The organism is Klebsiella sp. Sb-30, from assembly GCF_057652795.1.
In genome coordinates this window covers 4,324,029-4,341,568 of the sequence record NZ_CM172749.1, presented here as the reverse complement: position 1 = coordinate 4,341,568, position 17,540 = coordinate 4,324,029, and the positions used below count along the sequence as shown (strand labels likewise).

Annotated in this window: 17 protein-coding genes; 9 read left to right on the top strand and 8 right to left on the bottom strand. The window is 55.9% G+C overall.

Features of this window, described 5'->3' with window-relative positions:
* The first annotated feature begins 2 nt into the window (after positions 1–2).
* The 5 genes from dnaE to tilS all read left to right on the top strand — a co-directional run bounded on the left by dnaE (position 3) and on the right by tilS (position 8,527).
* Complete coding sequence (gene dnaE, locus AC236I_RS20365) at positions 3–3,485, top strand: DNA polymerase III subunit alpha (RefSeq protein ID WP_487608623.1); 3,483 nt, start codon at positions 3–5, stop codon at positions 3,483–3,485.
* 12 nt (positions 3,486–3,497) lie between these two features.
* Entirely contained in the window at positions 3,498–4,457 is a 960-nt protein-coding gene (gene accA, locus AC236I_RS20360) for an acetyl-CoA carboxylase carboxyl transferase subunit alpha (protein WP_015585101.1), read from the top strand.
* A gap of 113 nt (positions 4,458–4,570) precedes the next feature.
* Complete coding sequence (locus AC236I_RS20355) at positions 4,571–6,727, top strand: lysine decarboxylase LdcC (RefSeq protein WP_015585100.1); 2,157 nt, start codon at positions 4,571–4,573, stop codon at positions 6,725–6,727.
* Between the two features lie 42 nt (positions 6,728–6,769).
* On the top strand, positions 6,770–7,159 hold the full coding sequence (locus AC236I_RS20350) for a VOC family protein (protein ID WP_004858147.1): 390 nt from the start codon (positions 6,770–6,772) through the stop codon (positions 7,157–7,159).
* A 66-nt stretch (positions 7,160–7,225) separates the two neighbouring features.
* Positions 7,226–8,527: a tRNA lysidine(34) synthetase TilS gene (tilS, locus tag AC236I_RS20345; protein ID WP_048024667.1), complete on the top strand. Its 1,302-nt coding sequence runs from the start codon at positions 7,226–7,228 to the stop codon at positions 8,525–8,527.
* A 15-nt stretch (positions 8,528–8,542) separates the two neighbouring features.
* Here the strand turns inward: tilS and rof are convergent, their stop codons facing one another.
* Together rof and AC236I_RS20335 are read right to left on the bottom strand one after the other, a co-directional pair.
* Positions 8,543–8,803, bottom strand: a complete 261-nt coding sequence (rof, locus tag AC236I_RS20340) for a Rho-binding antiterminator (protein ID WP_004858152.1) — start codon at positions 8,801–8,803, stop codon at positions 8,543–8,545.
* Complete coding sequence (locus tag AC236I_RS20335; protein ID WP_004858155.1) at positions 8,790–8,990, bottom strand: YaeP family protein; 201 nt, start codon at positions 8,988–8,990, stop codon at positions 8,790–8,792. Before AC236I_RS20335 ends, rof begins: the two co-directional genes overlap by 14 nt.
* A gap of 196 nt (positions 8,991–9,186) precedes the next feature.
* Between AC236I_RS20335 and AC236I_RS20330 the strand changes: the two genes are divergently transcribed.
* Genes AC236I_RS20330 through nlpE form a run of 3 tightly spaced genes read left to right on the top strand, consistent with a single transcriptional unit; the run spans position 9,187 to position 10,883 of the window.
* The gene (locus AC236I_RS20330) at positions 9,187–9,732 is read left to right on the top strand and encodes a YaeQ family protein (protein ID WP_004858157.1); all 546 of its coding nucleotides are present in this window, start codon (positions 9,187–9,189) and stop codon (positions 9,730–9,732) included.
* Positions 9,729–10,142 (top strand): alternative ribosome rescue aminoacyl-tRNA hydrolase ArfB, encoded by a 414-nt coding sequence (gene arfB / locus AC236I_RS20325; protein WP_004858159.1) that lies wholly within the window; start codon positions 9,729–9,731, stop codon positions 10,140–10,142. Before AC236I_RS20330 ends, arfB begins: the two co-directional genes overlap by 4 nt.
* 42 nt (positions 10,143–10,184) lie before the next feature.
* Positions 10,185–10,883, top strand: a complete 699-nt coding sequence (gene nlpE / locus AC236I_RS20320; protein ID WP_004858161.1) for an envelope stress response activation lipoprotein NlpE — start codon at positions 10,185–10,187, stop codon at positions 10,881–10,883.
* 103 nt (positions 10,884–10,986) lie between these two features.
* Here nlpE and proS read toward each other — a convergent pair whose 3' ends face one another.
* The 6 genes from proS to metN all read right to left on the bottom strand — a co-directional run bounded on the left by proS (position 10,987) and on the right by metN (position 16,615).
* Positions 10,987–12,705 (bottom strand): proline--tRNA ligase, encoded by a 1,719-nt coding sequence (proS, locus tag AC236I_RS20315; protein WP_004858164.1) that lies wholly within the window; start codon positions 12,703–12,705, stop codon positions 10,987–10,989.
* A gap of 112 nt (positions 12,706–12,817) precedes the next feature.
* Positions 12,818–13,525 carry a tRNA (N6-threonylcarbamoyladenosine(37)-N6)-methyltransferase TrmO gene (gene tsaA, locus AC236I_RS20310; RefSeq protein WP_088912187.1) on the bottom strand — a complete coding sequence of 236 codons (708 nt, stop codon included), beginning with the start codon at positions 13,523–13,525 and terminating at the stop codon, positions 12,818–12,820.
* The gene (rcsF, locus tag AC236I_RS20305) at positions 13,522–13,929 is read right to left on the bottom strand and encodes an Rcs stress response system protein RcsF (RefSeq protein WP_004858168.1); all 408 of its coding nucleotides are present in this window, start codon (positions 13,927–13,929) and stop codon (positions 13,522–13,524) included. The genes tsaA and rcsF overlap by 4 nt, the downstream gene beginning before the upstream one ends.
* Before the next feature lie 108 nt (positions 13,930–14,037).
* The gene (locus tag AC236I_RS20300) at positions 14,038–14,853 is read right to left on the bottom strand and encodes a MetQ/NlpA family lipoprotein (RefSeq protein ID WP_004858169.1); all 816 of its coding nucleotides are present in this window, start codon (positions 14,851–14,853) and stop codon (positions 14,038–14,040) included.
* 84 nt (positions 14,854–14,937) lie between these two features.
* Positions 14,938–15,591, bottom strand: coding sequence for a methionine ABC transporter permease MetI (locus AC236I_RS20295; RefSeq protein WP_487608622.1), 654 nt, complete (start codon positions 15,589–15,591; stop codon positions 14,938–14,940).
* Complete coding sequence (metN, locus tag AC236I_RS20290) at positions 15,584–16,615, bottom strand: methionine ABC transporter ATP-binding protein MetN (RefSeq protein WP_004858173.1); 1,032 nt, start codon at positions 16,613–16,615, stop codon at positions 15,584–15,586. Before metN ends, AC236I_RS20295 begins: the two co-directional genes overlap by 8 nt.
* 188 nt (positions 16,616–16,803) lie before the next feature.
* On the opposite strand from metN, the gene gmhB reads away from it, so the two are divergent.
* Positions 16,804–17,370, top strand: coding sequence for a D-glycero-beta-D-manno-heptose 1,7-bisphosphate 7-phosphatase (gene gmhB, locus AC236I_RS20285; RefSeq protein WP_004858176.1), 567 nt, complete (start codon positions 16,804–16,806; stop codon positions 17,368–17,370).
* The last annotated feature ends 170 nt before the right edge of the window (positions 17,371–17,540 follow it).

Sequence of the window (17,540 nt, the reverse complement as noted above, 5' to 3'; positions counted from 1 at the left end):
AGATGTCTGAACCACGTTTCGTCCACCTGCGGGTGCATAGCGACTATTCCATGATCGATGGGCTGGCAAAAACCGGGCCGCTGGTGAAAAAGGCGGCCTCGCTTGGCATGCCTGCGCTGGCGATCACCGATTTTACTAACCTGTGCGGACTGGTGAAGTTCTACGGAGCGGGACATGGCGCGGGCCTGAAGCCTATCGTCGGCGCGGATTTTCACGTCCAGAGCGAACTGATGGGCGATGAGTTCACCGAACTCACGGTGCTGGCGGCCAACAATGTGGGTTATCAAAACCTGACGCTGCTGATTTCACGTGCCTATCAACGCGGCTATGGCGCGCTGGGGCCGTGGATTGACCGGGACTGGCTGGCCGAACATCAGGAAGGGCTGATCCTGCTTTCCGGCGCGCGTAAAGGCGATGTTGGCGTCAGCCTGACGCGTGGCAATATGGCGCTGGTCGATCAATGTCTCTCTTTCTACCAGCAGCATTTCCCGGATCGCTACTATCTGGAGCTGATCCGCACCGGCCGCGCCGATGAAGAGGCCTATTTACACGCCGCCGTGCGGCTGGCTGAAGAACGCGGTTTACCGGTCGTGGCGACCAACGATGTGCGTTTCCTGGAAACCGGTGATTTCGATGCGCATGAGATCCGCGTCGCGATCCATGACGGCTTTACCCTGGACGATCCGAAGCGCCCGCGCAAATACTCGCCGCAGCAATATATGCGCAGCGAAGATGAAATGTGCGAGCTGTTCTCCGATATTCCGGAGGCGCTGGAAAATACCGTCGAAATCGCCAAGCGCTGCAACGTTACCGTGCGTCTTGGCGAATACTTCCTGCCGCAGTTCCCGACCGGGGATATGACGACGGAAGATTATCTGGTTAAAAAATCAAAAGAGGGCCTGGAAGAGCGTCTGGCTTTCCTGTTCCCTGATCCTGAAGAGCGGCTTAAACGCCGACCTGAATACGATGAACGACTGGATATCGAACTTCAGGTAATTAACCAGATGGGCTTCCCCGGCTACTTCCTGATCGTCATGGAGTTTATCCAGTGGTCCAAGGATAACGGCGTACCGGTAGGGCCGGGACGTGGTTCCGGCGCCGGGTCGTTAGTCGCCTACGCCTTAAAAATCACCGATCTGGATCCGCTGGAATTCGATCTGCTGTTTGAACGTTTCCTGAACCCTGAACGTGTATCGATGCCCGACTTTGACGTCGACTTCTGCATGGAGAAGCGCGATCAGGTTATCGAGCACGTGGCGGAGATGTACGGTCGCGACGCGGTATCGCAGATCATCACCTTCGGTACGATGGCAGCGAAAGCGGTTATTCGTGACGTGGGCCGCGTGCTCGGCCACCCGTACGGGTTCGTGGATCGGATCTCAAAACTGGTGCCGCCCGACCCGGGTATGACGCTGGCGAAAGCGTTTGAGGCCGAGCCGCAGCTGCCGGAGATCTACGAAGCTGACGAAGAGGTCAGAGCGCTGATCGACATGGCGCGTAAGCTGGAAGGCGTCACGCGTAACGCCGGTAAGCATGCGGGGGGCGTGGTTATCGCCCCGACCAAAATTACCGACTTCGCCCCGCTATATTGCGATGAAGCCGGTCTCCATCCGGTCACCCAGTTTGATAAGAACGACGTCGAATACGCCGGGCTGGTGAAGTTCGACTTCCTTGGCCTGCGTACGCTGACCATCATCAACTGGGCGCTGGAGATGATCAACAAGCGGCGGGCGAAACACGGCGAGCCGCCGCTGGATATCGCGGCGATCCCGCTGGACGATAAGAAAAGCTTCGATATGCTGCAACGCTCGGAAACCACCGCGGTTTTCCAGCTTGAATCGCGCGGCATGAAAGATCTGATTAAACGCCTGCAGCCCGACTGCTTCGAAGATATGATCGCGCTGGTGGCCCTGTTCCGTCCGGGGCCGCTGCAATCGGGGATGGTAGATAACTTTATCGACCGTAAACACGGCCGCGAAGAGATCTCTTACCCGGACGTGCAGTGGCAGCATGAGTGTCTGAAACCGGTGCTTGAGCCGACGTATGGCATTATCCTGTATCAGGAACAGGTCATGCAGATTGCCCAGGAGCTCTCAGGCTATACCCTCGGCGGCGCGGATATGCTGCGTCGTGCGATGGGTAAGAAAAAGCCGGAAGAGATGGCCAAGCAGCGCGGTACCTTTGAAGAAGGGGCCAGGAAAAACGGCATTGACGGCGAGCTGGCGATCAAAATCTTTGACCTGGTGGAGAAATTCGCCGGCTACGGATTTAACAAATCGCACTCGGCAGCCTATGCACTGGTCTCCTACCAGACGCTGTGGCTGAAAGCGCACTATCCGGCCGAGTTTATGGCGGCGGTGATGACCGCGGATATGGATAACACCGAAAAAGTGGTGGGGCTGGTCGACGAGTGCTGGCGGATGGGCCTGAAAATCCTGCCGCCGGATATTAACTCCGGTCTGTACCATTTCCACGTGAATGACGACGGTGAAATCGTCTATGGTATCGGCGCGATTAAAGGGGTCGGCGAAGGCCCGATCGAAGCCATTATTGAAGCGCGTAACAACGGTGGTTATTTCCGCGAGTTGTTCGATCTTTGCGCCCGCACCGATACCAAAAAGCTGAACCGCCGGGTGCTGGAAAAACTGATTATGTCCGGGGCGTTTGACCGTCTCGGGCCGCATCGCGCGGCATTAATGAATTCGCTGGGCGATGCGCTGAAGGCCGCCGATCAGCATGCGAAAGCCGAAGCGATTGGCCAGGCGGATATGTTCGGGGTGCTGGCGGAAGAGCCGGAGCAAATCGAGCAATCCTATGCCAACTGCCAGCCGTGGCCGGAGCAGGTGGTGCTGGATGGTGAAAGGGAGACCCTGGGGCTGTACCTGACGGGCCATCCTATCAACCAGTATTTGAAAGAGATTGAGCGCTATGTTGGCGGCGTGAGACTCAAAGACATGCATCCGACCGATCGTGGTAAAGTCACCACGGCGGCGGGGCTCGTTATTGCTGCGCGGGTAATGGTCACCAAGCGCGGCAATCGTATCGGTATCTGTACGTTGGATGACCGTTCCGGGCGTCTGGAGGTGATGTTATTTACCGACGCGCTGGATAAATATCAGCAATTGCTGGAAAAAGACCGCATACTTATCGTCAGCGGACAGGTCAGCTTTGATGACTTCAGCGGGGGGCTTAAAATGACCGCCCGTGAAGTCATGGACATTGACGAAGCCCGGGAAAAATATGCTCGCGGGCTTGCTATCTCGCTGACGGACAGGCAAATTGATGACCAGCTTTTAAACCGACTCCGTCAGTCTCTGGAACCCCACCGTTCGGGAACCATTCCAGTACACCTCTATTATCAGAGGGCGGATGCGCGCGCGCGGCTGCGTTTTGGCGCAACATGGCGCGTCTCTCCGAGCGATCGTTTACTCAACGATCTGCGTGGCCTTATCGGCTCGGAGCAGGTGGAACTGGAGTTTGACTAATACAGGAATACTATGAGTCTGAATTTCCTTGATTTTGAACAGCCGATTGCAGAGCTGGAAGCGAAAATCGATTCCCTGACTGCGGTAAGCCGTCAGGATGAGAAACTCGATATTAACATCGACGAAGAAGTGCATCGTCTGCGCGAAAAAAGCGTTGAACTGACGCGTAAAATCTTCGCCGATCTGGGGGCATGGCAGGTTGCTCAACTGGCACGCCACCCACGTCGCCCGTACACCCTGGATTATGTTCGCCTGGCATTCGACGAATTTGACGAACTGGCTGGCGACCGCGCTTACGCTGACGATAAAGCCATTGTTGGCGGTATTGCGCGTCTGGACGGGCGTCCGGTGATGATTATCGGCCACCAGAAAGGGCGCGAAACGAAAGAGAAGATTCGCCGCAACTTCGGGATGCCGGCGCCGGAAGGCTATCGTAAAGCGCTGCGCCTGATGGAGATGGCTGAGCGTTTCAAAATGCCGATCATCACCTTTATCGACACTCCGGGTGCGTACCCGGGCGTGGGCGCGGAAGAGCGCGGCCAGTCTGAGGCGATTGCCCGTAACCTGCGCGAAATGTCGCGTCTGAGCGTTCCGGTCATCTGTACCGTTATCGGGGAAGGTGGTTCCGGCGGCGCGCTGGCGATCGGCGTTGGCGACAAGGTCAACATGCTGCAGTACAGCACCTACTCGGTCATTTCGCCGGAAGGCTGCGCCTCCATTCTGTGGAAAAGCGCGGATAAAGCCCCGCTGGCGGCCGAAGCAATGGGGATCATCGCTCCGCGTCTGAAAGAGCTGAAGCTGATTGACTCAATTATCCCGGAACCTCTGGGCGGCGCTCATCGCAACCCGGAAGCCATTGCGGCAAGCCTGAAGGCGCAGCTGCTGGCGGATCTGGCTGACCTCGACACGCTGAGTGAAGAGGAGCTGTTAAATCGTCGCTACCAGCGTCTGATGAGCTACGGCTACGCCTGATTATTTCTCGCGTCAATATTGCCTGGGGCCGGACTTTCCGGCCCCTTTTTTATGTGCGATACGCCAGCGCGATTGATATGATGCCTGACTCAGGTCAATTCCAGGAGGAAAGCGTGAATATCATCGCCATCATGGGGCCCCACGGCGTCTACCACAAAGACGAACCGATCAAAGAGCTGGAAGCGGCCCTGCAACGGCAAGGCTTTCAGACTATCTGGCCGCAAAACAGCGCCGACCTGCTGCAGTTTATTGAACATAATCCGCGGATCTGCGGGGTCATCTTTGACTGGGATGAGTACAACGCCGATCTGTGCAGCGATATCAATCAGCTGAATGAGTATCTCCCGCTATACGCCTTCATCAACGCGCATTCGACGATGGATGTCAGCAGCCAGGATCTGCGTATGACGCTGTGGTTCTTTGAATACGCGCTTGGCCTGGCAGAAGAGATCGCCACCCGAATCGCCCAGTACACGCGCGAATACCTGGATAACATTACCCCGCCGTTTACCAAAGCCCTGTTCAACTATGTGCAGGAGGGAAAATATACCTTCTGTACGCCGGGGCATATGGGGGGAAGCGCGTACCAGAAAAGCCCGGTTGGCTGCCTGTTTTATGACTTTTTCGGTGGCAATACGCTGAAAGCCGACGTGTCGATTTCGGTCACCGAGCTGGGGTCGCTTCTCGATCACACCGGCCCGCATCTCGAAGCCGAGGAGTATATCGCCCGCGCCTTTGGTGCCGAGCAGAGCTACATGGTGACGAACGGCACCTCGACCTCGAACAAAATTGTCGGCATGTATTCGGCACCGGCGGGCAGCACGCTGCTGATTGACCGTAACTGCCATAAGTCACTGGCGCACCTGCTGATGATGAGCGATGTCGTGCCGCTGTGGCTGAAACCGACGCGTAACGCGCTGGGTATTCTGGGCGGCATACCGAAACGCGAATTTACCCGCGACAGCATTCAGCAGAAGGTTAATACCACGGGTGGCGCCGGGTGGCCGGTACATGCGGTGATTACCAACTCCACCTATGACGGGCTGCTGTATAACACCACCTGGATCAAAGAGACGCTCGATGTGCCCTCGATCCATTTTGACTCGGCCTGGGTGCCTTACACTCATTTCCATCCGATCTACCAGGGGAAAAGCGGGATGAGCGGCGATCGCATTCCGGGTAAGGTCGTCTTCGAAACACAATCAACGCACAAAATGCTGGCCGCGCTGTCGCAGGCCTCGCTTATCCACATTAAAGGCAGCTACGACGAAGAGACCTTTAATGAAGCGTTTATGATGCACACCTCGACGTCGCCGAGCTATCCGATCGTTGCTTCGATAGAAACCGCGGCGGCCATGCTGCGCGGCAATTCTGGCAAGCGTTTGATCCAACGCTCCATTGAGCGAGCGCTGGATTTCCGCAAAGAGGTCCAGCGTCTGCGCGAAGAGACTGACGGCTGGTTCTTTGATATCTGGCAGCCGGAGAATATCGAGCAGGTGCAGTGCTGGCCGGTGGCAGGCGGTGAGAACTGGCACGGTTTTAAAGATGCTGACGATAACCATATGTTCCTCGACCCGGTGAAGGTGACGATCCTGACGCCGGGAATGGATGAACAGGGCAATATGGACGATGAGGGGATCCCGGCGGCGCTGGTGGCGAAATTCCTCGATGAGCGCGGCGTGGTAGTGGAGAAAACGGGTCCCTACAACCTGCTGTTCCTGTTCAGTATTGGTATTGATAAAACCCGGGCGATGGGGTTGTTACGTGGCTTAACCGAGTTTAAGCGCGCCTACGATCTCAACCTGCGAGTGAAGAACATGCTGCCGGATCTCTACGCGGAAGATCCCGATTTTTATCGCAATATGCGTATTCAGGATCTGGCGCAGGGGATCCATCGCCTGATCCGCCAGCACCAGTTGTCGCAGCTGATGCTGAGCGCGTTTGACGTGCTGCCGGAAATGAAAATGACGCCGCATCAGGCCTGGCAGCGGCAAATCAAAGGTGAAGTCGAAACCATTGAGCTGGAAAATCTGGTCGGGCGCATTTCGGCTAATATGATTCTGCCGTACCCGCCGGGCGTACCGCTGTTGATGCCCGGAGAGATGATTACCGAAGAGAGCCGGGCGGTGCTCGATTTCCTGCTGATGCTGTGCTCGATTGGGCGCCATTATCCGGGCTTTGAAACGGATATCCACGGGGCGAAGCGCGACGACGACGGCGTCTACCGGGTACGAGTCTTAAAAAATGACTCACTGCTTGCGCCGCGCTAAGCGGCGCGAGTAACCTGGATGGCATTAACTGGAGGAGTAGACATGCTGGGTTTAAAACGGGTTCACCATATTGCTATCATCGCGACCAATTATGCGCAGAGCAAAGCCTTTTACTGCGATATTCTGGGCTTTACGTTGCAGAGCGAGTTTTATCGTGAAGAGCGCGATTCGTGGAAGGGCGATCTGGCATTGAATGGCGAGTATGTCATTGAACTGTTCTCTTTCCCGTTTCCTCCCGCCCGTCCGAGCCGTCCGGAAGCCTGTGGGCTGCGTCACCTGGCCTTTAGCGTCGATGATATTGACGCAGCGGTGGCCCATCTGGAAGCGCATGGCGTGGCCTGTGAGGGGATTCGCATCGATCCTTTTACCGGCAAACGCTTCACCTTTTTTAACGATCCCGACGGCCTGCCGCTGGAGATTTATCAGCAGTAACCCTTGCCAGAGCGCGCCCGGCCCGATAATGTGCCGGGCTATCTCCCCAGCGACACTATCAAGATGATGACGCCCGATATTGCGCAAACCCTACACCCCTATCGTCAGTTTTTGGTCGCCTTCAGCGGTGGTCTGGATTCGACGGTGCTTTTACATCAGCTGGTCTGCTGGCGTGAACGGGACCCGACGCTGCAGCTGCGGGCCATCCATATTCACCATGGCCTGAGCGCGAATGCCGATAGCTGGGTTACGCACTGCCAGCAGGTTTGCCAGCACTGGCAGGTTCCGCTGGTGGTCGAGCGCGTTACCCTCGCGGATGATGGCCTGGGCGTGGAGGCGCACGCACGGCAGGCTCGCTACCAGGCTTTCCGGATGGCGCTGCAGCCGGGAGAAGCCCTGGTGACGGCTCAGCACCTCGACGATCAGTGTGAAACCTTCCTGTTGGCGCTCAAACGCGGCAGCGGCCCAACCGGGCTGGCGGCGATGGCGGCATCCTCGGGGTTTGCCGCTACGCGACTGCTGCGCCCTCTGCTGAATACCCGTCGTGAAACGCTGCACCAGTGGGCGCTGGCTCATCAGCTTAGCTGGATTGAGGACGAGAGCAATCAGGATGATACCTACGATCGTAACTTCCTCCGTCTGCGCGTTGTTCCGCAGCTTAACGCGCGCTGGCCCCATTTTTCCGAGGCGGTTGCCCGTAGCGCCAGCCTGTGCGGCGAACAGGAGCAGCTGCTGGATGAACTGCTGGCGGAAGATTTGGCAAAACTGGTGGCGGATGACGGTTCATTAGCTATCGACGCGCTGGCGTCCATGAGCGCGCCGCGCCGCGCTGCGCTGCTGCGGCGCTGGCTGGCCGGGCACTCTGCGCCGATGCCCTCGCGCGAGATGCCGGAGCGTATCTGGCGCGAAGTCGCGCTGGCGCGGGAGGATGCTTTTCCCTGCCTGCGACTTGGCGATTTTTCCGTGCGTCGTTATCAGCAGCGGCTGTGGTGGGTCAGATATCAATCTGGCCAGACGGATGTGGTGCTACCGTGGCCGGACTACCGGCGACCGCTACGGCTGCCGGAAGGTCTGGGCGAACTGACGCTGCGGTCAGGCGGACCGTTACGCGCCCCGCGTGGTGAAGAGCCGGTGACGGTGCGCTTTCGCGCCAGCGGAAATCTGCATATTGTCGGCCGTCACGGCGGCCGCAAGCTGAAGAAAATCTGGCAGGAGCTGGGCGTTGCCCCCTGGCGCCGCGATACCACACCGCTGCTGTTCTACGGTGAGACGCTGATTGCGGCGGCGGATTCGCTGTTCGTAACCTGCGAAGGGGAAGCGCGGGAAGGCGAAGGGGTAGAGATGATATGGAGGAAAACGGGCGGCTGAGCCACCCGTTTTTATTCAGGACTCGCTTACCACCACGGTACCGATTTCCGGGTGGCTGAAGCTGGCGATTTTATCCAGGCGTAGCTCGCGAATGTTTCCGCTCAGTTCCACCACCAGATACTCGATATTTTTGCGCGAGATAAGATCGCTCGCCTTCGCTTGCAGCTGCTCACCATCTTTGAGCGTCAGGACAAGCACCAGATGATGCTGGCAGGCAAGTTCGAGGTTGTCATAATCATCACAGTTGATGGGTTGATAAGTATCATTCATTGACATAATCGCTCACCAGTAAGTTTGCTGCCGCACAGGCGGCTTTTTCCCTGACTGACTCCGAAAGGGCCTCATCCGCCGCAATTTCATTCAATACTTTCAACACGCAACCCAGCGCATCTGGAATATACCCTAGGTCTCCGCTGGCTATTTCCGCATACCGCTTGCGTATTAACTCACAATATTGGTCCACATGCCCTCCTGTCAGTATTCTGACTCAACCGTGGGATGCAAGTTTAAGCCTACGAAGATACACTCTGTTTAGCAAGGTGACTATACCATAGTCATTTAAGCAATATCAGCAGGATGAAAAGAGAGCCGCCGATTGCCGGCAGCCTTTTGTCGCCAGTTTCGCTACAATGTACGCCATTTATTTCAGGAGAGTATTCATGGCGCTGAAAGCGACAATTTATAAGGCTACGGTGAACGTTGCCGATCTCGATCGCAACCAGTTTCTGGATGCCAGCCTGACGCTGGCTCAGCATCCGTCGGAAACCCAGGAGCGCATGATGCTACGCCTGCTGGCGTGGATAAAATACGCCGACGAACGTCTGCAGTTTACCCGTGGTCTCTCGTCTGATGATGAGGCGGAGCTGTGGCTGCTCAACGATCATCTCGGCGTTGACCTGTGGATTGAGCTTGGTTTGCCGGATGAGCGGCGGATTAAAAAAGCGTGTTCACGGGCGCAGGAGGTGGTGTTGTTTGCCTACAATAGCCGGGCAGCGGAAATCTGGTGGCAGCAGAACAAGAGCAAAATGGCGCAGTTTAGCAAACTGACGGTCTGGTATCTGGATGATGAGCAGCTCGCCCGGCTCAGCGCTTTTGCCGATCGTTCAATGGTGCTACAGGCCACTTTACAGGACGGCGGAATCTGGCTATCTGACGCTAAGAATAATCTGGAAATTCATTTAACGGCGTGGCAGCCGTCGGCATGATTACGATTAGCCGCAGCGTGGTTATTCCGGATGAAGAGATAACGTTGTCCGGGATACGCGCGCAGGGCGCGGGCGGTCAGCACGTGAATAAAGCGTCTACCGCCATCCATCTGCGCTTTGACATAAAAGCATCCAGCCTGCCTGAGTATTATAAAGAACGATTGCTGGCTGCCAGTCACCACTTAATTTCTGCCGATGGTGTGGTTATCATTAAGGCTCAGGAATATCGCAGCCAGGAAATGAATCGTGAAGCGGCCATTTCCCGTCTGGTTGCGTTAATAAAAGAATTAACCGCAGTGCAAAAAAGTCGCCGTGAGACCCGGCCGACCCGGGCGTCAAAAGAGCGTCGTCTTGCCTCGAAGGCGCAAAAGTCCTCTGTCAAAGCACTGCGTGGGAAAGTTCGTCAGTAGGCGGCATGGCGAACGGGTGGAATGGATTATAAGGAATTAACAGTGAAGAAAATCGTACTCTCTGTTGCCGTAGCGTGTTCGCTCTTTGCGCTATTTGGCTGCAACCATCGTTCGGATGTCGAGATGTTACAGCCGGCGCCGATGGAAGAACTGAAGCCGATGCAGCAAAGCTGGCGTGGTATTTTGCCCTGCGCCGATTGTGAAGGGATTGAAACCTCGCTGTTCCTCGAAAAGGATGGCAGCTGGGTAATGAACGAACGTTACCAGGGCGTCAGCCGTGAGCCGTCATCGTTCGCCTCGTACGGGACCTGGGCGCGGACCGCCGATAAGCTGGTCCTGACCGACAGCAAAGGTGAGAAGTCCTACTATCGCGCGAAGGGGGAAACCCTGGAAATGCTCGATCGGGAAGGTAACCCCATTGAGTCAACGCTCAACTACACCCTGAAATCGGTTAAAGCCAGTCTGCCGACGACGCCGATGACCATGCGCGGGATGTATTTCTATATGGCGGATGCGGCCACCTTCACCGACTGCGCGACCGGTAAGCGGATCGCGGTGGCTAATAATGCCCAGCTTGAGCGCGATTATGCCGCCGCTCGCGGGACGCAAACGCGCCCGGTGCTGCTGGTGGTAGAAGGGCACTTTACGCTGGAAGCCAACCCCGATAGCGGGGAGATGGTGAAAACGCTGATGGCGGATAAAGATATTAAATTCGTGCCGGGCAAAGACTGTAGCCAGTAAGCCGTTTTCTCGCGAACGCGGCAAACAAAGGCCGCGGCGAACCTGGTTGCCAACATAAAAAAGGCCCCGCATCTGCGGGGCCTTTTTACGTTTAGCGGTGGGTTCAGCCTTTGATTGCGTTAACCAGGTAATTCACGATATCGCCGGTTTTGATCAGCTGCTTCTCGCCGTTGCGACGATATTTATATTCGATATCGTCATTGTCGAGGTTGCGATCGCCGAGCACGATGGTATGCGGAATACCAATCAGCTCCATATCGGCAAACATCACGCCCGGACGCTCTTTACGGTCATCCATCAGCACTTCGATACCCTGGGCGCGCAGCTCGCTATACAGCTTCTCAGCCAGCTCCTGCACGCGGTAGGATTTGTGCATGTTCATCGGCAGGATGGCGACCTGGAAAGGCGCAATCGCGTCTGGCCAGATAATACCGCGGTCGTCATGGTTCTGCTCAATGGCCGCAGCCACCACGCGGGTTACCCCGATGCCGTAGCAGCCCATCGTCAGCACCTGGTTACGGCCGTCTTCACCTTGTACCGAAGCGTTCATCGCCTGGGAGTACTTGGTTCCCAGCTGGAAGATGTGACCCACTTCGATGCCACGTTTAATCAGCAGCGTACCCTGACCATCCGGGCTCGGATCGCCGGCGACAACGTTACGGATATCGGCGACTTCCGGGGTCGCCACATCGCGATCCCAGTTAATGCCGAAGTAGTGTTTACCATCGATATTGGCGCCGGCAGCGAAATCGCTCATTGCCGCCACGGTACGGTCGATAACCACCGGAATCGGCATATTCACCGGTCCCAGAGAACCCGGACCTGCGTTAACGATAGCGCGAATTTCTGCTTCAGTGGCGAAGGTCAGCGGGCTGGCAACCTGCGCCAGTTTTTCTGCTTTCACTTCGTTCAGCTCGTGGTCGCCGCGCACCAGCAGGGCAACCAGCGGGTAGCTGCTACCTTCAACGGCTTTAACCAGCAGCGTTTTGACGGTCTTCTCAACCGGCAGGTTGAACTGCTCGACCAGCTCAGCGATGGTTTTCGCATTCGGCGTATCGACCAGGGTCATCTCCTGAGTTGCCGCCGCACGCGGCGCTTTCGGCGCAACGGCTTCAGCAAACTCAATGTTGGCCGCGAAGTCAGAGCTGTCAGAGAAGATCACGTCATCTTCGCCGCTCTGCGCCAGAACCTGGAACTCATGAGACGCGCTACCGCCGATTGAGCCGGTGTCAGCCTGTACCGCGCGGAAATCAAGACCCATGCGGGTGAAGATTTTGCTGTAGGCGGCATACATCGCATCGTAGGTCTCTTGCAGCGATTCCTGAGAGGTATGGAAAGAGTAGGCATCTTTCATCAGGAACTCACGAGAACGCATTACGCCAAAGCGCGGGCGAACTTCGTCACGGAACTTGGTCTGAATCTGGAAGAAGTTCAGCGGCAGCTGCTTATAAGAGTTCAGCTCGTTACGGATCAGGTCGGTAATGACCTCTTCATGCGTCGGACCGAGAACAAACGGACGTTCGCCACGATCAACAAAACGCAGCAGTTCCGGCCCATACTGCTCCCAGCGACCGCTCTCCTGCCACAGGTCCGCTGGCTGAACTACCGGCATGGACACCTCGATGGCACCGGCGTTGTTCATCTCCTCACGCACGATGTTTTCGACTTTTTTCAGGACGCGCAGGCCGGTCGGCAGCCAGGTATACAACCCGGAGGCCAGCTTGCGGATCATCCCGGCGCGCAGCATCAACTGATGGCTGATGACTTCGGCGTCGGCAGGTGTCTCCTTTTGAGTGGAGAGCAGGTATTGGCTAGTACGCATGTTGTTACGGTTCCATTTGGACGATCGGAACAGGCTGGGGGACCAGCCTGAAACAAAAAAAGTGGTTTAGTTTACCAGTGTGGCAAAGATGCCAAAAGAGAGGAAAATAAAATTAGCGCGGTTCAAGGGAAAAGACTTCAAAACCGGACGGAATCACGCGCCAGCGTACGTTAAAATCGAGCAGCCAGACGGCATAGGTTTTTCCCGCTTCTTCCTCTTTACGATAGGCCGGCCGCGGATCCTGCGCCAGCACCTCGCAGATAAACGCTTTAAGGTGCGGATAGCGCTTTTCCAGGGCGAAGAGCTGCGCCTGCGTTTCAGGGGTAAAGCTGACCGTCATCTCCGCCTGCGGCGCCTGCTGGGCGTAGCTGGCGCTGGCATCCGGCAGGGCTTCGGCAAACGGCAGGTAAGGCTTGATATCGACGACCGGCGTACCGTCAACCAGATCCAGACTGCCAAGCTGAAGGATGACCTGATCTTTATGACAGCGAACGCCTTTCAGTTCAACCAGCGACATCCCGATGGGATTCGGGCGAAACGTTGAACGCGTGGCGAACACGCCCATGCGCGTGTTGCCGCCGAGGCGGGGAGGGCGCACGGTGGGGCGCCAGCCGCCTTCCATCGTCTGATGGAAAACAAACAGCACCCACAGATGACTGAATGCTTCCAGGCCGCGGACGGCATCAGCCTGGTTATAAGGTGGCAGCAGATGCAATTCGCCGCCGCCGTGTTTGACCAGGCCTGGCTGGCGCGGGACGGCAAATTTTTCTTTATATGGCGAGCGGATAACGCCTATCTGCGCAAACTGAAAAGCACTCATTGCGCCGAGACGTTAAGCGCTGAACCCAGGCAAACGGCCTGGCGATAGCATCCTGGTGTGCCGCTGGTGACTTCACAGCTGTGCAGAAGGACCGCGTTGGCTTTCATTTTAGCTGCGTTGATTTGCAGGCGCTTGCGGGCGGTTGGGATATTGGGCGGCGAGTCCTGATTGCTGGCCTGGCATGATTCGCCGGTCACTTCACCAAGATCGCGGAATGGCTTCCCGACCAGTGCGGAGGCATCGGTATAAATTCTTACCGGCGCCGGACGTACTGCTTTCGGTTTGGCAGGCTCCGTTTTGGCCGGTGCGGTTGCGGTGCTTTGTACAGGTTCGACGGGAGATCTGCTTAGCATAGAACAGCCGCTTAACATGAGTGCTAACAAACAGACCGGTAAAGCACGCATAGTATTTCCTCAATAAATGATCAAACAGGGCGCTATTGAATCAGGTGCTTGCATAAATGACAAGACGGGCATAAAGCCCGTCCTGAATGATATTACGGTGAAAAGAGATTACCAGCCTTTCACTGCACCGCCGTTAAAGATTTTGTTAGCGGCTTCGTAAACTTCATCGCTCTGGTAAGCCTGAACAAATTTCTTAACATTTTCCGCATCTTTGTTGTCTTCGCGAGCAACAATCAGGTTCACGTACGGAGAATCCTTACCTTCTACGAAAATACCATCTTTGGCCGGAGTCAGGCCGATCTGGCTGGCGTAGGTGGTGTTGATAACCGCCAGCGCAATCTGTGCATCGTCGAGGGAGCGCGGCAGCTGCGGTGCTTCCAGCTCAACAATCTTCAGGTTTTTCGGGTTTTCAATGATATCCAGGGAAGTCGGCAGCAGACCAACGCCTTCTTTCAGTTTGATCAGGCCCACCTGTTGCAGCAGCAGCAGGGAACGACCGAGGTTGGTCGGATCGTTAGGAATGGCAATCTGGGAGCCCGGCTGCAGCTCATCCAGTGATTTGATTTTTTTGGAATAACCGGCAATCGGATAGACAAAGGAGTTGCCCACGGCAACCAGTTTGTAGCCACGGTCTTTAATTTGCTGATCGAGGTACGGTTTATGCTGGAAGGCGTTAACGTCGATATCGCCTTTGCTCAATGCTTCGTTCGGCAGAACGTAATCGTTGAAGGTCACCAGCTCAACGTCGAGACCGTATTTCTCTTTCGCCACTTTTTGTGCCACTTCGGCAACCTGCTGCTCGGCACCAACGATGACGCCGACTTTAATATGGTTCGGATCTTTTTCATCCTGGCCACAACCCACCAGAGCCAGAGAACCGATTAATGCGCCGACTGCCGCAAAGGTTTTGAAATTAAAGGCCATGTTATTTCCTTTCTGTCAGAGTCTGTGTGTACACGAGTCATTGGGCCGCACGGAGACGACCCGAATGAGGAGGTGTAGATAATGTTATTTGTGAGTTACAGCCCAGACGATACGATCGCCAGAGAATTGGATTAAATAAACCAGAATAACCAGTAATACCAGCACGGTATTCATTACCGTCGCGTTGTAGCCGATATAGCCGTACTGATAGCCAATCTGCCCCAGACCGCCGGCACCCACCGCCCCGCCCATCGCGGAGTAGCCGACCAGCGTAATGAGGGTGATGGTTGCAGCGTTTACCAGACCCGGCAGTGCTTCAGGCAGCAGCACTTTACGCACGATCTGCATCGGCGTGGCGCCCATCGCGCGGGATGCCTCGATAAGCCCGGTCGGAATTTCCAGCAGCGCATTTTCCACCATACGGGCGATAAACGGCGCCGCGCCAACCGTCAGCGGCACAATGGCGGCCTGCAGCCCAATGGACGTACCGACAATCACGCGAGTAAACGGAATCATCCACACCAGCAGGATAATGAAAGGGATGGAACGGAAAATGTTAACCAGCGCGGACAGCGTCCGGTACAGCTTTGCGTTGGCAACAATCTGTCCCGGGCGGGTGACGTACAGCAGCACCCCCACCGGCAGGCCGATGACGAAACCGAAAAAGCCGGAGACGAACGTCATGGCCAGCGTTTCCCACACGCCGCGCAACAGCAGCCAAATCATTGCCTCAGACATATCCCAGTACCTCTACTTTTACATGGTGTTCCTGCAACCAGGCGATGGCCGCCTGGGTATCTTCCTGCGTGCCGTGCATCTCGGTCAGCATAATGCCGAACTTCACGCCGCCGGCGTAATCCATCTGCGCGCTAATAATGTTGTTATTCACATTAAAGCGGCGGGCGGTTTCAGAGAGCAGCGGAGCGTCGACGGAATGGCCGGTGAACTCCATGCGCAGCATAGGAACGCTATCGGGTAGCGCGGTCGGCTTCAGGCGAGCCTGGTAGTCTTCCGGAATATCCAGATGCAGCGTGGATTGAATAAACTGCTGGGCCAGCGGAGTTTTCGGATGAGAGAAGACTTCACTCACCGTATCCTGTTCGATCAACTGGCCATTGCTGATAACCGCGACGCAATCACAGATGCGTTTGACGACATCCATCTCGTGGGTAATCAGCAGAATCGTCAGGCCCAGGCGACGGTTGATATCTTTCAGCAGTTCCAGAATGGAGCGCGTGGTTGCCGGGTCCAGGGCGCTGGTGGCTTCGTCACACAGCAGTACCTTCGGGTTGCTTGCCAGCGCGCGAGCAATAGCCACACGCTGTTTCTGACCGCCGGAGAGGTTTGCCGGGTAACTGTCATGTTTATCGGCAAGACCGACCAGATCCAGCAGTTCGGTCACGCGGCGCTTAATTTCCGCCTGTGGGGTATTATCCAGCTCCAGAGGGAGCGCTACATTGCCGAAGACGGTGCGCGAGGCCAGCAGGTTAAAGTGCTGGAAAATCATGCCAATCTGGCGACGTGCGCGGGTCAGCTCTTTTTCAGACAGCGCGGTCAGCTCCTGACCGTCAACCAGGACACTGCCTTCGGTCGGACGTTCCAGTAGGTTAACGCAGCGAATCAGCGTGCTTTTACCGGCGCCGGATGCACCGATCACGCCATAAATTTGTCCGGCAGGGACATGCAGGCTGACATTATCCAGAGCCTGTATGGTGCGATTCCCCTGCAGGAACACTTTGGTGATATTCGAAAGTTTAATCATCAGTTATTTATTATCGTTTAGCCGTTTGCCGTGGCATTTTCTTCTGCCGTGTCCAGGCGATGCCTGTCAATGAAATGGATGTTAAGGCATCCAGACGTCTAAATCAATCAGCCTCTGTATAATGAGCACTTTCTTGCCTGCAGAAACATGCGATACTAATCAGACTAGCCTTTATCAGGAGCAAACCGGTGGCAAAGTCAGTACCCGCAATTTTTCTCGACCGTGACGGCACGATTAATGTCGATCATGGCTATGTCCACGAAATCGACAACTTTGAATTTATCGATGGCGTCATTGACGCGATGCGTCAGTTAAAGGAGATGGGATTCGCCCTGGTGGTGGTCACCAATCAGTCCGGCATCGCGCGCGGTAAGTTCACGGAAGCGCAGTTTGAAACGCTGACCGAATGGATGGACTGGTCTCTGGCCGATCGCGGTATCGACCTGGACGGTATCTATTACTGCCCGCACCACCCGCAGGGGACGGTTGAAGAGTTCCGTCAGACCTGTGATTGCCGTAAGCCGCACCCGGGGATGCTGATCTCGGCGCGCGACTATCTTCATATAGATATGGCTGCTTCTTATATGGTCGGCGATAAAGTGGAAGATATGCAGGCCGCCGCCGCCGCATCTATTGGGACTAAAGTCCTGGTTCGTACCGGTAAGCCGGTCACGCCGGAAGCGGAAAATGCCGCAGACTGGGTGCTGAATAGCCTGGCAGACCTGCCGGAAGCCATCAAAAAGCAGCAAAAATAGGCGTTAAGTACAAAAGATGAGCGGTTGAAATAAAAATGTATTTTTCCGCTTGTCATTCCCGTTCGGCTCCCTATAATGCGCCTCCATCGACACGGAACAACGGCAAACAAGCCGCCGGGTTGAAAGAGAAAACTTCTGAAAAACGAGGTTGACTCTGAAAGAGGAAAGCG